Annotated in this window: 16 protein-coding genes and 2 pseudogenes; 8 read left to right on the plus strand and 10 right to left on the minus strand. The window is 35.1% G+C overall.

Annotated features, from left to right (window positions below):
• Positions 1–99: 99 nt before the first annotated feature.
• Positions 100–1,096 (minus strand): annotated as a pseudogene (locus SAY88_RS01385) (LLM class flavin-dependent oxidoreductase); the annotation flags it as partial.
• A 273-nt stretch (positions 1,097–1,369) separates the two neighbouring features.
• On the opposite strand from SAY88_RS01385, the gene SAY88_RS01390 reads away from it, so the two are divergent.
• Entirely contained in the window at positions 1,370–1,549 is a 180-nt protein-coding gene (locus SAY88_RS01390; protein WP_250098309.1) for a small acid-soluble spore protein H, read from the plus strand.
• Between the two features lie 59 nt (positions 1,550–1,608).
• Here SAY88_RS01390 and SAY88_RS01395 read toward each other — a convergent pair whose 3' ends face one another.
• Positions 1,609–1,818, minus strand: coding sequence for a hypothetical protein (locus SAY88_RS01395; protein ID WP_332628684.1), 210 nt, complete (start codon positions 1,816–1,818; stop codon positions 1,609–1,611).
• Positions 1,819–2,180: 362 nt separating this feature from the next.
• On the opposite strand from SAY88_RS01395, the gene SAY88_RS01400 reads away from it, so the two are divergent.
• On the plus strand, positions 2,181–2,744 hold the full coding sequence (locus tag SAY88_RS01400; RefSeq protein ID WP_332628685.1) for a GNAT family N-acetyltransferase: 564 nt from the start codon (positions 2,181–2,183) through the stop codon (positions 2,742–2,744).
• 52 nt (positions 2,745–2,796) lie between these two features.
• On the opposite strand, the gene SAY88_RS01405 is transcribed toward SAY88_RS01400, so the two are convergent.
• On the minus strand, positions 2,797–2,967 hold the full coding sequence (locus tag SAY88_RS01405) for a hypothetical protein (RefSeq protein ID WP_332628686.1): 171 nt from the start codon (positions 2,965–2,967) through the stop codon (positions 2,797–2,799).
• A gap of 161 nt (positions 2,968–3,128) precedes the next feature.
• Between SAY88_RS01405 and SAY88_RS01410 the strand changes: the two genes are divergently transcribed.
• The 4 genes from SAY88_RS01410 to SAY88_RS01425 all read left to right on the plus strand — a co-directional run bounded on the left by SAY88_RS01410 (position 3,129) and on the right by SAY88_RS01425 (position 5,236).
• Positions 3,129–3,608 carry a YsnF/AvaK domain-containing protein gene (locus SAY88_RS01410; protein WP_332628687.1) on the plus strand — a complete coding sequence of 160 codons (480 nt, stop codon included), beginning with the start codon at positions 3,129–3,131 and terminating at the stop codon, positions 3,606–3,608.
• A 93-nt stretch (positions 3,609–3,701) separates the two neighbouring features.
• Positions 3,702–4,208 carry a YsnF/AvaK domain-containing protein gene (locus SAY88_RS01415; RefSeq protein ID WP_332628688.1) on the plus strand — a complete coding sequence of 169 codons (507 nt, stop codon included), beginning with the start codon at positions 3,702–3,704 and terminating at the stop codon, positions 4,206–4,208.
• Between the two features lie 139 nt (positions 4,209–4,347).
• Positions 4,348–4,554 (plus strand): alpha/beta-type small acid-soluble spore protein, encoded by a 207-nt coding sequence (locus SAY88_RS01420; protein ID WP_034742580.1) that lies wholly within the window; start codon positions 4,348–4,350, stop codon positions 4,552–4,554.
• A 397-nt stretch (positions 4,555–4,951) separates the two neighbouring features.
• Positions 4,952–5,236: a hypothetical protein gene (locus tag SAY88_RS01425; protein WP_332628689.1), complete on the plus strand. Its 285-nt coding sequence runs from the start codon at positions 4,952–4,954 to the stop codon at positions 5,234–5,236.
• A gap of 126 nt (positions 5,237–5,362) precedes the next feature.
• On the opposite strand, the gene SAY88_RS01430 is transcribed toward SAY88_RS01425, so the two are convergent.
• From SAY88_RS01430 to gltC, 6 genes are all read right to left on the minus strand, one after another.
• Positions 5,363–6,055: a hypothetical protein gene (locus SAY88_RS01430; protein ID WP_332628690.1), complete on the minus strand. Its 693-nt coding sequence runs from the start codon at positions 6,053–6,055 to the stop codon at positions 5,363–5,365.
• Positions 6,052–6,801 carry a hypothetical protein gene (locus SAY88_RS01435; protein ID WP_332628691.1) on the minus strand — a complete coding sequence of 250 codons (750 nt, stop codon included), beginning with the start codon at positions 6,799–6,801 and terminating at the stop codon, positions 6,052–6,054. Before SAY88_RS01435 ends, SAY88_RS01430 begins: the two co-directional genes overlap by 4 nt.
• Positions 6,782–7,684 carry an ABC transporter ATP-binding protein gene (locus SAY88_RS01440; RefSeq protein ID WP_332628692.1) on the minus strand — a complete coding sequence of 301 codons (903 nt, stop codon included), beginning with the start codon at positions 7,682–7,684 and terminating at the stop codon, positions 6,782–6,784. The genes SAY88_RS01435 and SAY88_RS01440 overlap by 20 nt, the downstream gene beginning before the upstream one ends.
• On the minus strand, positions 7,681–8,061 hold the full coding sequence (locus SAY88_RS01445; RefSeq protein WP_332628693.1) for a GntR family transcriptional regulator: 381 nt from the start codon (positions 8,059–8,061) through the stop codon (positions 7,681–7,683). Before SAY88_RS01445 ends, SAY88_RS01440 begins: the two co-directional genes overlap by 4 nt.
• A gap of 334 nt (positions 8,062–8,395) precedes the next feature.
• Complete coding sequence (locus SAY88_RS01450) at positions 8,396–8,575, minus strand: hypothetical protein (protein WP_332628694.1); 180 nt, start codon at positions 8,573–8,575, stop codon at positions 8,396–8,398.
• 722 nt (positions 8,576–9,297) lie between these two features.
• Entirely contained in the window at positions 9,298–10,197 is a 900-nt protein-coding gene (gene gltC / locus SAY88_RS01455; protein WP_332628695.1) for a glutamate biosynthesis transcriptional regulator GltC, read from the minus strand.
• Positions 10,198–10,375: 178 nt separating this feature from the next.
• Here gltC and gdhA point away from each other — a divergent pair, with 178 nt between their 5' ends.
• Entirely contained in the window at positions 10,376–11,758 is a 1,383-nt protein-coding gene (gene gdhA, locus SAY88_RS01460; RefSeq protein ID WP_332628696.1) for an NADP-specific glutamate dehydrogenase, read from the plus strand.
• Between the two features lie 185 nt (positions 11,759–11,943).
• Here gdhA and SAY88_RS01465 read toward each other — a convergent pair whose 3' ends face one another.
• Positions 11,944–12,228 carry a hypothetical protein gene (locus SAY88_RS01465; protein ID WP_332628697.1) on the minus strand — a complete coding sequence of 95 codons (285 nt, stop codon included), beginning with the start codon at positions 12,226–12,228 and terminating at the stop codon, positions 11,944–11,946.
• Positions 12,229–12,497: 269 nt separating this feature from the next.
• Here SAY88_RS01465 and SAY88_RS01470 point away from each other — a divergent pair.
• Positions 12,498–13,180 (plus strand): annotated as a pseudogene (locus SAY88_RS01470) (YetF domain-containing protein).
• Positions 13,181–13,224 lie beyond the last annotated feature (44 nt).

Consider the following 13,224-nt stretch of genomic DNA (forward strand, 5'->3'; position numbering starts at 1 on the left):
GCGATATTCTATTGCCTTATCATTATAGCATAAGAAATTGGTAGATTTAAACACAAAACAAACGTACGTTCCGAAATCTCCAATTTTATGACTAAATCCAATTTCCTTAGCTAGTAAGCGATAGGAGTTAACCCTATCTTCATGGTCATGCGTGATTGATATGATCATTAATTCATCAAATACATATTTTTCTCTAAGGCTTATAATTTGTTCTCTAACTTTTCCTGGATCTCCAATGATCATATTTTCTTTCATTTTTGCAACTGATTGACGGTCTTGCTCTGTTAATGGATATTCTTTTGCTGTATTGATAGAAGGAACTCCCTCTTTTCCTTCTCCCTTTTCGGTTTGAATTTTCCATACTAGGGAACTAAGAGCTATTTCTTCTGCTTTTTCATTTGATTCTGCACAAATAATTGAAACGGTTAGAATGATTTCTGCACGATTCCCAATCTTTTTTGGTTTGAAGTTATGCCTATACGTATCTATAATCATACGTCCATCATTGTCACTCATAAATAAACCAAAGGCATAAGCCATTCCGTATTCGGCAGCTAGTAAGGCACTTTTTTTACTAGTACCTAGAAGCCATGGTTTAGGAGGAATGTTTGGTATCGGTGCTGCCTTAACATTTACATATTTATGTTCCGGGAGAAAATCTTGATCTAAAAAATGGAGAAGTTCTTTCACTGACGTGGGCATCTGAAATACTTGTTGTAAAAAATTGTCTGACAACGCATTTGTCACCTCTGCAGAACCTCCTGGAGCTCGACCAATTCCTAAATCGATTCGCCCAGGAAACAATGTAGCTAAAGTGTTATATACTTCTGCTACTTTATAAGGTTTATAATGAGGCAATAAAACCGCTCCGCAACCAATTCGAATAGTTTCTGTATTCGCGCCAATATAGCCTAGAAGTACTTCAGGTGCTGAGCAGGCTAGTCCTGGAAGATCGTGATGTTCAGCTATCCAATAGCGCGTATATCCTATATCCTAAACGTTCACCAGCTTTTGCAAGTTCCATTGACTTTTTGAGAGCCATACCTGCTGTTTGATTTTCTGAAATTGGTGCTTGGTCCAAAATACTTAATTTCAACACATTCCCCTCCTTCACCGGAAAAATTATTAGTGAGTAGAAATGTTGCTATTCATAGGATTGACGTCTCGTTGTCTGTCCTCTTCATGCTGTGTCAAATTAGTGATCACTACATTTACCACAATAAATGCAACAATTATTGCTCCTATTATTAACCATCTTTTGTTGTAATTCATGTATTTCTCCTTCTTTTAATCCTAGTTTCGATTATGAATAATACTAACATTTTGTGCAAATAGTATGAATTGAAAAAGACGAATGGAGGAACTTATAATGAATAAGCTACGAGCTCAAGAAATCGCCGCTTCACCTGTTATGGCAAATGTCACTTATAATGGCACACCGATTTATATTCAGAACGTCAGCAATGACCACGATATTGCCCGAATCTTTCCTCTTGATGATCCAGAAAATGAACAGGAAGTAAATTTATCAAGTTTAGTTGAACATTAAAGGAGGGGGTGTCTCAAAAGGTCAAAACAGACCTTTTGAGATACCCCTTTTACTACTATTTAAGAATTATTAATGATCTGAGCGATTTCTTCTTCTGCTAAATCTTCGTTAGCTCTTTCTAATTCTTTGTGCTCATTCACTGAATCACCAGCATAACGATCGATCGTATGTTCCGGATGAGCTGGATCTACTTCTGTTCTTATTCCCATTTCACCACTTGTATTAGCCTCTGTCGGTATGTTAAATTCAGCTTTCTTAGTTGATTTCATATAATCACCTCAATCTTATCTTTCACTGTAAAGCTCTTTTCATTCAATTTGTATGATCGATTTTGATTTGTGCTTTGAGGCTTATTCTTTTGGGTGCGATGTTTACCTAAAATAAAGACAATTATAATAACAATAAAGTATTTTTCTTATATCCGTCCCCTACATGGACTTAATACATAAAAAATTATCCAATTTCACAAAAAAACTCTTTGTTTTTATCACCATTTTTTAAATTCTTTGCTTCTACCTTCTCCTAATTTTTTTAGTTTATTCTAATTCAATATATAAAATTTAGAAAAAGAGACCAAAACTCTCACAAAAGCTTTATAATAATTTGTAAAATATTACCTGAGGTGATTGTGATGAAGGTCGAACAAATCTATAGCAGCTTACCGATTTTAACAACAGACCGATTAATCTTAAGAAAGATCTCTCTAAATGACTTAGAAGCTATGTATGATTATGGCTCAAATGAAGAAGTGACTAAATTCGTAACATGGAACACCCATCAAACTTTGGCAGATACAAGAGAATTTATTGATTTTGTACTTCAAAATTATGAGAATCAACAGGTCGCTCCATGGGGGATTGAATTAAAGGACGAACAAAAATTTATTGGAACCATTGATTTTGTATGGTGGAAACCAACTCATAAGACAGCTGAAATTGGCTATGTTATTTCACAGGATTATTGGGGAAAAGGAATTATGTCTGAAGCGGCAACGAAAGTAGTAGAATTTGGATTTGAACAAATGGATTTAGTTCGAATTCAGGCAAGATGTTTTGTTGAGAATATGGGATCGCAACGAGTGATGGAAAAGATTGGAATGTCTTTTGAAGGAATAAACAGAAAAGACATGCTCGTTAAGGGCAAACACCGTGATCTGAAAATATTTTCTATATTAAAAGAAGAATTCAAACGATAAAACCAAACAGAACAGGACTAGGGCGTTCCTTCCCTGTTCTGTTTGGTTGTTATTATTCGTTCTCTTTGGGGTCTTCTTGATAATGTTCGTTCAAATATGCGTTTTCAGTCGTTGCAAAATTCACAGACAACAAACTTTCTGCAGGATTTAGGCCGTATAATCCTTTTCTTACATCCGATACATCTTCTCCGCTTTCAAATTGCGGCTCTTTTCTCTTAGTCATTAAATACACCTCTTGTTCTTAACTATCCTTCCTCATCATTATTTGAAAAAAAACATTTTTTATTTGTCAAAAAGTATTATTCCTCTACATATTTTGCTTGTAAATCGGCGAAGATAATATTTGTACCACGATCAATATCACTTTCCTAGGAGGTTTTCATAATGGGCTTTTTTGATTTGTTTAACGAAGAAGAAGAAACTCAAAAGGAAATCCGTAAAGAGGCACGTGAAGTAGATCGAGCTGCAGATACAGAATTTGCACAAGAAAGTGCACATTTAGATCTGCGTGAAGAAGAATTAGATATAGATAAATACCGTGTAGAAACTGGTGATGTGACTCTTCATAAAGATATCGTTGAAGAGGAAAAAGCAGTCAATGTTCCTGTCTCTCATGATCAAGTCGTTATTGAACAAAGAGCAGTTGATCATGAGCCAACAGATGATCCTATCACCGAAGAAGAAACGATTCATATTCCAGTCACAGCAGAAAAGGTTGATGTGGATAAACATACTGTTGTTACCGGTGAAGTTTCCGCTCATAAGCGTTCTGTCCAAGAAACAGAACAAGTACGAGATGTCCTTCATAAAGAAGTGGCAGAGATTGAGGAACATGGTGATACAGATATCATCAGAGAAGATTAATATTATTTGGCCCCTACTTACTATTGTAAGTAGGGTTTTTCATAAATACAAGAGGTCGGGGAAAGCTATAAAAAAATTAATCAGGAGGTTCCTATGGGAAAGTATATCCTTGTTGGTGTCATAATTGGAATACTTTTAGGATGGCTAATAAATTTTTCACTTTTAACAGGTGGAATTATTGGAGGGGTTTTTGGGATCATCAGTTATATGCTAATCACTAGAAGACATACGAAAACTTCAAATGTGGAAACGGAACGTTCAGAAACGTTACAACTTCGCGAAGAGGAACTAGAGCTAACAAAAAAACGAGTACAAACAGGAGAAGTAAAAATACATCATGAAGTTGTAGAAGATAAAAAGACAATTACCGTTCCAATAAAGCGCCAGGAAATGGTAATCGAAGCAGCAAATGAAGAAGAAATACGAATTCCAATTAAAGAAGAAGAAATTGAAATTCATAAGCATCCTGTTAAGGTGAATGAAGTATCTGTTGAAAACCGGCAAATTAAAGAAAATGTAACCGTAACTGAAAAGCTAAAAAAAGAAGTAGCCCATATAGACGTAAAAGGTGAGGCAGATGTCAAAGAGGAAGAACACTAGAGCTCCTTCATAACGCTTTACAATAAGCGTTATGATATTTTTACTCTTTGCTATTGGTAATATTTACAAAACGTTTCACTACATATAAAAAGCATGTTTTAACATACTAATCTCAAAACTAAGAAAGAGGTGTTTTAACATGGCAAGTAACAACAATAATTCAAATCAATTATTAGTTCCAGGTGTACAGCAAGCATTGGATCAGATGAAGTACGAAATTGCATCAGAATTTGGGGTTCAACTAGGAGCTGACACGACTTCCCGTGCAAACGGCTCTGTTGGTGGAGAAATTACAAAAAGATTAGTTCAAATGGCTGAGCAACAAATGGGTGGCTCTCAGTTTTAAGAGTTATTACGAACAAGATAAAATTTAAAAATAAAAAGTGCGCTGATGTTTATGAATCAGTGCACTTTTTGTTTTTAGGAAGTTGCTCTCCACCATCCCCTCTATGTGGGGACACTTCTATTTTTCGTATAACATTTATCGCCAATGGCCAATGAGATTACCCAGTAGTACTGATTCTATGCTTTTACTCTTGAAATTGTCATCCCGCCACTGATGGGAATGAGTCAGGTTTCTATCGCTAAACACTATTTTAGATTTGATTCATTCATCTAACTTATTAATTTTTCCCTTATGTGCTATATACAGGATCTAACATATTGGCATATAACTAGTGGGAAAAGAGAAATATATCAATGGGCTTAACAGTCCTAAAAATTATTTCTGGAGGTAGTGCCTTATGAATCAACAAAACCAAACAAACCAACAAGTTCAACAAGCCCAACAATCCTTACAGCAAGCAGAACAAGCTTTATCATCAGCCCAATCATCTGGAGATCCTCAACAAATTCAACAGGCTCAACAGTCTTTAATGCAAGCTCAGCAACAATTCCAAACCGGGAACCAAGAGCTACAACAGGCTAACGACCAGCTTCAACAAGTTACACAACAATTACAAAATAACGCATCACCACAACAAACAACAACTACCACAACTACTAAGATTACAAAAACAAATAATTAAAGTTAAAGCGAATGAATTCGTAACTACAACGGGTGTCAACTATTCGGTTGCCACCTGTTTTGTTGAGAGCACTAATTCTATAATCATAAACAAAATTATGATTCCACTTTGTTTTTTATTTCTGTTTTACTCCCACAACACATTTGCATAGTCAACAATCTCTAACTCTTCTGGAATTTTTAAATACAACACTTCTGGCGCGATATGTGTATGATGTCCATTATTTAATCTTTTTTGTTCCGAAAATTGAGTGATGGTAAACTCTTGTATAAATTGAGCAAAGTGCCGTTCAACCACTTCAGGTCGCATAAGCTCAAGCGTACTTCCATCAAGTTCTAAGTCGACCCTGCTTACAGCATTGGAAATATCAATGTTTCCTGCTGTGGATACACCTGTGTAGTAATATGCTTCAATCGTACCATCGTTCGTTGACTTTCGTTCCGTTACGACCGAGACAGAAATATGGTTGCTATATTTAGTTCTTAGATGTAGCTTAGGTTGATCATAGTCAAACACCCATTCTGCCGTTTTTATACTCCCCTCAAGTGAGTCTAACTCACCTTTTATTGCTGCATTATGAAAATCGTTATAGAACTGATTCATCTCTTCTTGTGTGATTTCTGGTTTAAGAACTTCATCAGTCTTCGGAATCAATTGATAGATCAAGACAGAAGCAAGTAAAAAAAGCGCATACCCTGCAATAAACCACTTTGTACTACTCCCAGAAAACCATTGTGACTGTTTTCTTGCCCCCGATCCTTTTACGACACCTGCAATCACAATAGCAATAATGGCTAATAGGATAATACTCATCATCATTGTCTAACCTCCAATCGATTCAGTAGATAAAACGAACTTACGAAAAAGATTCCGCTGAAAATGATGATTTTACTAATGAAAATAAAAAAAGATGTTTCGCTAAATAGAAATTCATTGATCCAAACAATCACATTTCCTAAACCAGACTGGTCACCAATAAACAAAGACCCAAAGATGACACCTGGTACTGAAACAGCGAAAAACCTGTGAAGTTGAACAAGCGTGCCGATAAAATAACCAGCTGAACTAAACAAAATTACATATAAAATGGTTGCAATCGTTCCTATGATAAACTCACCTGGTGCAGCCTGAGGCAAACCTCCTGCTAGCGTTATATCAGTAAAAAAGAAGTAAATAATGTTCTTCAATAAAAAACTCGATAACATCGCTGAAATTCCTGCAGCAGCACATGCAAATAGGAGGAAAAGTACCGTAGAAAGACTACCGCTAAGACGATTAGTCACAAAAGAAAAATCATCATATCGATATGCTCTTGTTGTCAGCAAAATCGCTGTAATAAACGCCCATAGGAACGTAAAAGTGATCACCATATTAGCTGAATAACGACTAACCGTAACAGAAAAGCTATCCGAGCCACTTCCGAACGAGCTGACACCATTAAAGGAAAAAATAATCGCAATGAGCTGCAAGATCATCAATGATACAAACACCCCTAAATATGCTTTTACTTTATAGCGAAACTGACTTTTGACCACACTTGCAAAGCTAACCTCGGTTAAAGACATCTTCAATCCCTCCTTTTGTTTTATTCGTTAGGAATACATATAAGTCACTAGAAGAAACAGGAGAAACGTCAACCCCTTTTACCTTAGCTTCATGAAGCTCTGCTTCTGTGAAGTTATTTTCCACAACAACATACGTCCGCTTGATTCCATTTTCTTCTAAATGGTACACTTCCTTATCTGAGATTAATGGATTCACGATACTTAAATCTCCACTCAACCCAATTGCCATTTCTTTAAAGTCCGTTAATGGCACGTGGAGAAGGGTTTTCCCTTCCTTAATAATAAAAACATCTTCTAAAAGGTCTTCCACTTCATGTAAGTGATGACTAGATAACAAAATCGTTCTCGGATAAGCGATGTAATCTTTAAGTAAAGCACGATAGAAGTCTTTCCGTACTGCTTCATCCATGCCGATTGTCGGCTCATCGAATATCGTAACTGCACAACGAGCCGCTAAGCCTATAATCATATTAAAGGTGCTTTTCATTCCTTTTGAAAGGTTGTTGTGACGCTGCTTAGGATGAAAAGAGAAATAATCAAATAACCTATTTGCAAGTTCCTTATCCCAATTCCGGTAAAAATCGCCAGCACATTCTAATATATCGCTTAAAGTTAACGATGTAGGTAAGCTCATTTGATCATCTACATAAATTAAATTCGCTGACACCTTTAAATTATTAAATGGACGCTCGGACAAAACATGCACTTCTCCTGAAGTTTCTTTTAGAAACCCAGCAAGTATTTTTAACATCGTTGATTTCCCGGCCCCGTTTCGACCAATTACACCGGTTATCTTGTTTTCTTCAATTGCAAATGATACACCTTTTAACGCCGCTATGTTCCTATAGACTTTTGTGACATCTTTGCATTCGATCACGCTCATTGTACTTCCCCCTTACGCTTTATTGATTTAATCATTTCGACTAATTCTTCTTCATCTACATCAAGATACTCAGCCTCCAGAACTAGCTCAAAAATGAGTTTCTTTAGCGTTTGATTTTTCCGCTTGTTTTTAATTCTCTCTCTCGCATCTTCAGCTACAAACATTCCTAGCCCTCTTTTTTTGTAAAGAATATTATCTTCTACAAGTAAAGTTAGCCCTTTACCAGCCGTGGCAGGATTAATATTAAATCTGTCAGCAAGCTGATATTGAGAATAAACTTTTTGATCGGTTGTAAAATGTCCGCGTAAAATCTCAGCCTCGATCCATTCAGAAATTTGCACATAAATCGGTTTTGAGCTGTCTGAATCTAAAATCAAATGTTCCCCTCCTCTCAGGAGTAGTGCATTAGTGTTGTAATGTAGTATATAATATGATGCAATTTTTCACAAGGTGTGGATTCGTACAGAATGATCTTCGAATGAAAAGAAGCGGCATTTGTTGGAGGGTGGCACGGTGCAGAGGATTTGCCAATAAATCGATTTTTCATAGGAGCGACATTTATACATGTGTATATTTTTATGGAAGTGAAAATAAGGTCAACGCTACATGCATCCAGAAAAACAGAAATAAGCAACCGACATAATAATAATCGGTTGCTACTAATGGAGTGTTAATTATTGAAAAACAATATTTATCTCTAGGTAATTAAAGTTAAATCGTTTTTCTTAATTTAGCGTTCTTATTCATGTTACCATGAAAGCCATTATATTTCTTGTTTACTTCTTCTATTTTTTTCTTTAACTTTTCCTCGTCTAAATCTGGCTCTACGAACTCTTCGTAGATGACCTTCTTTTGCCATTCAGTCCACTTTCTGTCCACTTTTTTAAACATCTTTTCATCCACCTCTGTCATATGTTTTATTTTATGTTACGGAATTCATAAATCTTAAATATAAATCAGAATATTCAAACTATTATTCACGCAGTAATCTTATCGGCCTGCTTACTTTTCTAACAAAACGATCGATGATCGATCTAAATTGTTTCTACTTGTATTTTAATTTTGTAAATCAATCTTATCAATACGGATAAAAGATAGGATTAATATCAAAATGATATGAAATAGTAAAAGCGGGGAAATTCAAATAACAAAAGCGATGCCCTCTTTATTTAAGCATCGCACTCTTGAGCAAAACAATTTATTGTATAACAATTTATAGAAAAAGTTAATAGACTGTTAGAACGTTAATCGGAGAGGAGAACATACGATCCGATTAAATGCTATTTTTGTATAGTTAAAGATAACGAAAAAAGTAGGCTAATACCAAAAAACATTCCAAGAAGATAATACGTCCCCATTTATGATAACGCCAACAGAAATAGCCACAACTGGCTCGATAGTTGAAAGAATGGCTGCCTTACTTGATTCCACGTATTTCTCTATCCGATAGTATACACAATATAAGCTAACACTGTTGCAAAAAATATAAGTCCAATACCATATATCAAGACTTGACTCTCAAGAAATAATTCTTTTTTCACATAATGAACTTGACCTTCAAAATCATTTCTTAATTAGACCTTGATCATCCTTATACAACTTTTGTCTTTCATTCACAACATATCCCCTCCTTTGAAAAAGTTTATGAGAAACTCATAAAATAACTTTTCTGTAGGTAATAACTGTCGTTCACTTGGTACAAGAATACCCACTGTACGAGTTACAGCCGGTTTATTAACAGGTATTTTCACGGTTGCATGTGGTACACTGTCAACTAATGTAATTTCAGGTATTAACGTAATACCCAAACCTGCCGATACCAGCCCCTTTAGCGCATCTATATCATCTCCCTCGAATGCAATCTTTGGATTAAACCCTGACTGCGAGCAAGCCTCCACTATTAGATCCCTCAAAACAAAACCTTTTGGTAATAAAATAAATGACTCGCCTTGTAGTTCATTTAACGTTAGCGATTGTCTATCAGCTAAATGGTGATTTTGAGGCAATAGCGCAACAACCCTCTCTGTAAATAGAATTTTGCTTTTCACCTTTTTGTTTTCCTCTGGTAGAGGACCGATCATTGCCATATTAAAATCGCCATTAATAACACCAAAAATTAAATTCTGATATGTAGCTTGTTTAAGTTGAAATTTTGCCTTTGGATACTTCTCTCGGAAAGCAACAATTGCACTAGGTAGTGTATATGCTGCCATACTAATAGGGTATGCAATTCGAATCGTCCCTTGTTCTGGGTCTAAGTACTCTTCCACTTCTATACGTGCATTATCAATGACATTTATTGCTTGCTTCATTCTCTCTAGAAACATTTCTCCAATGGGTGTTACCTTTACTCTTCTTCCTTTTCTTATAAATAAATCAACTCCTAATTCTGATTCTAAGTTGGATATTTGTCGACTAACAGCTGATTGAGCAACGTGAAGAGCATCTGCGGCCTCTGTAACATGCTCTCGTTTAGCAACTTCCATAAAATATCTAATTTGTCTCAATTCCATTTCGGTCCTCACCTTTCATCTCATTTCGGCATTAATTTTATCTCTTTTCTATATTGTTCAGAACATTTATAAATAATAAGATAAACCATAACAGAAAAATTAACAAACAATCGTAAAGTATTTTGTAATCTGCTTTATGATTTTGTAATATAACTATTTTTTAGCTTGGGGGTAAAACATGTCTACATTAATACAACACCAGAATCAAGAAACACAATTCGCAAAATGTTACGTCGACGATGTTTATAACTTAGTAAAGAAGCGTAATCCAAATGAAAGCGAATTTCATCAAGCAGTAAAGGAAGTTTTTGACTCTTTAGTTCCAGTACTAGCTTCTAATCCAAAATATATTGAACACGGGATTCTCGAAAGAATGGTAGAGCCAGAACGTGTTATAAGCTTTCAAGTTCCTTGGGTCGATGATCAAGGCATGGTACAAGTAAACCGAGGGTTTCGTGTCCAATTTAATAGTGCAATCGGACCGTACAAAGGTGGCCTTCGTTTCCACCCATCAGTAAATGCAAGTATTATTAAATTCCTTGGTTTTGAGCAAATTTTTAAAAATTCCTTAACTGGTCAGCCAATTGGCGGTGGAAAAGGGGGATCTGATTTCGATCCAAAAGGAAAATCTGACAAAGAAATTATGCGATTTACCCAAAGCTTCATGAGTGAACTCTCAAAATATATTGGTCCTGACGTCGATGTGCCTGCTGGAGATATCGGGGTAGGTGCTAGAGAAATTGGGTATATGTTTGGCCAATATAAAAAGATGCGTGGTGGTTTTCAAGCTGGTGTCTTAACAGGGAAAGGTTTGGCTTATGGTGGCAGTTTAGGAAGAAAAGAAGCAACAGGTTATGGAACTGTTTATTTTGTGGAAGAAATGCTAAAAGATAAAGGATTTAACTTCAAAGGTAGCACAGTAGTCGTATCCGGTTCTGGTAATGTATCTATCTATGCTATCGAAAAAGTGCAACAGCTTGGCGGGAATGTAGTTGCTTGTAGTGATTCAAGTGGGTATATTTTTGATCCTCAAGGTATAAATGTTGATACTGTTAAACAATTAAAAGAAGTTGAAGGTAAACGAATTAGTGAGTACGTGCAAGAACACACTCACGCACAGTATTATCCAGGATGCTCAGGTATTTGGTCGATTCCTTGTGATATCGCTTTACCTTGTGCCACACAAAATGAAATCGATGAAATAGCTGCAAACTTATTAGTATCCAATGGAGTAATTGCTGTCGGGGAAGGTGCTAATATGCCTTCAACGCTAGACGCAATAGATATATTCCATGCTAATAAAGTACTATTCGGTCCGGCTAAGGCTGTAAATGCTGGTGGAGTTGCTGTTTCAGCATTAGAAATGGCGCAAAATAGTATGAGACTTTCTTGGACGCTTGAAGAAGTTGATGAGAAGCTCCAAGACATAATGAAAAACATTTATAGAAATAGTATTAAAGCTGCACAAGAGTATAATGCACCTGGAAACCTTGTTGTTGGTGCAAATATTGCTGGTTTCAAAAAGGTTGCAGACGCCATGATTTCACAGGGAGTTATCTAGTTTCATAAAAAAAATAGGACTTACACTAGTAAGCCCTATTTTTTTATGGTTTAATCAGAAGGATTTCTAAGCCGAATCATTTGCCGATACTGAGTTTAATGTTTTCTAATATATAAGTTATATGAGTTAGAATTAGGGGGTGTCTCAAAAGGTCTTTTTTTGACCTTTTGAGACACCCCTCCACTCTACTTAAAAATTTCCTTGTGCTCTTCTTTTATAGTATTTAGAGTGGCACTAATGGATTTATGATCAATATCTAGCCGATAACTACATATTTTCTGTAACAGATCCCCTTTACCGTACCCATGAAAAATGTATATGATTTCTTCCGTACCTTGATTTCTTTCTTCAATTCTGTTCTCCTTAATCAAAGCCTCAATGTTTTCAAATTTTTCATAGACAACATAGTAATTTACTTTTGTCTCATTAACAAAATATTGTTTTGACTCAATTAAATTATGAATTTCCACTCATAATCCACCTCTCTATTATTAGGAGTATACTACAATAAAAAATTACCATAGAGAGTAACTTGAGTATAGATTACATAAATAAATTGACTATTTTGTATTAAAATCATTTTGTTTATTCTTTTCACATAATTACATCATTACAAATGGTATCAAAAAACTCTACATTAATTTTCGATATTATTTCAACTATGATAAAGCTTTTCATTTTTTTGGATATCCCTACTTTAATCGGAATAAAATAAATGTATTGTAAGTAGGAGGTAAATATGAATACAAATTTTATTTATCTAACAATTGAATTAACGATTGGTTTTTTTGCTTTACTTTTAGTTACAAAGATCCTCGGGAAAACGCAAATTACACAACTTAGCCCATTTTATTTTATATCTGCTCTAGTACTTGGAGAACTAGTAGGAAACGCAATTTATGATAAAGAAATAGGCCTACAATATGTTCTTTATGCTCTAACTTTATGGGGGACACTTATTTTTTTCATTGAGATTCTGACTCAAAAATTTAGACAAACAAGATCACTTCTTGAAGGAAATCCATCAATAATTATTCGAATTGGTATCATAGATTTTCAAGAGTTAAAGAAGAGTCGCCTGGACATTAATCAGTTGCAAATTCTTCTAAGGAAAAAGGATATTTTTTCTGTTCGTGAAGTAGAGTATGCAATTTTAGAACCTGATGGCTCTGTCAGTATATTGAAAAAATCCTTATATGATACTGCTACAAAACAAGATATCAACATGAAACCACAACCTGTTTTTTTACCTACTATGGTTATCTCAGATGGAGAAATTTTATATGATAATTTAGCAACGGCTGGTTACAACGAAGAGTGGCTATTTAATGAGCTCAATAAAGCAGGAATTTCAAATGTAAAACAAGTTTTTATGCAGAGTGGCTTGAAGGAGATAAACTATTTATTAATAATTACAATTAATATCCGTAGCTTAATTTATATTAGTCCTAGCTATTATCAATTCT

It is taken from the genome of Halalkalibacter flavus (assembly GCF_036663575.1).
Classification (GTDB): Bacteria; Bacillota; Bacilli; order Bacillales; family Bacillaceae_D; genus Halalkalibacter; species Halalkalibacter flavus.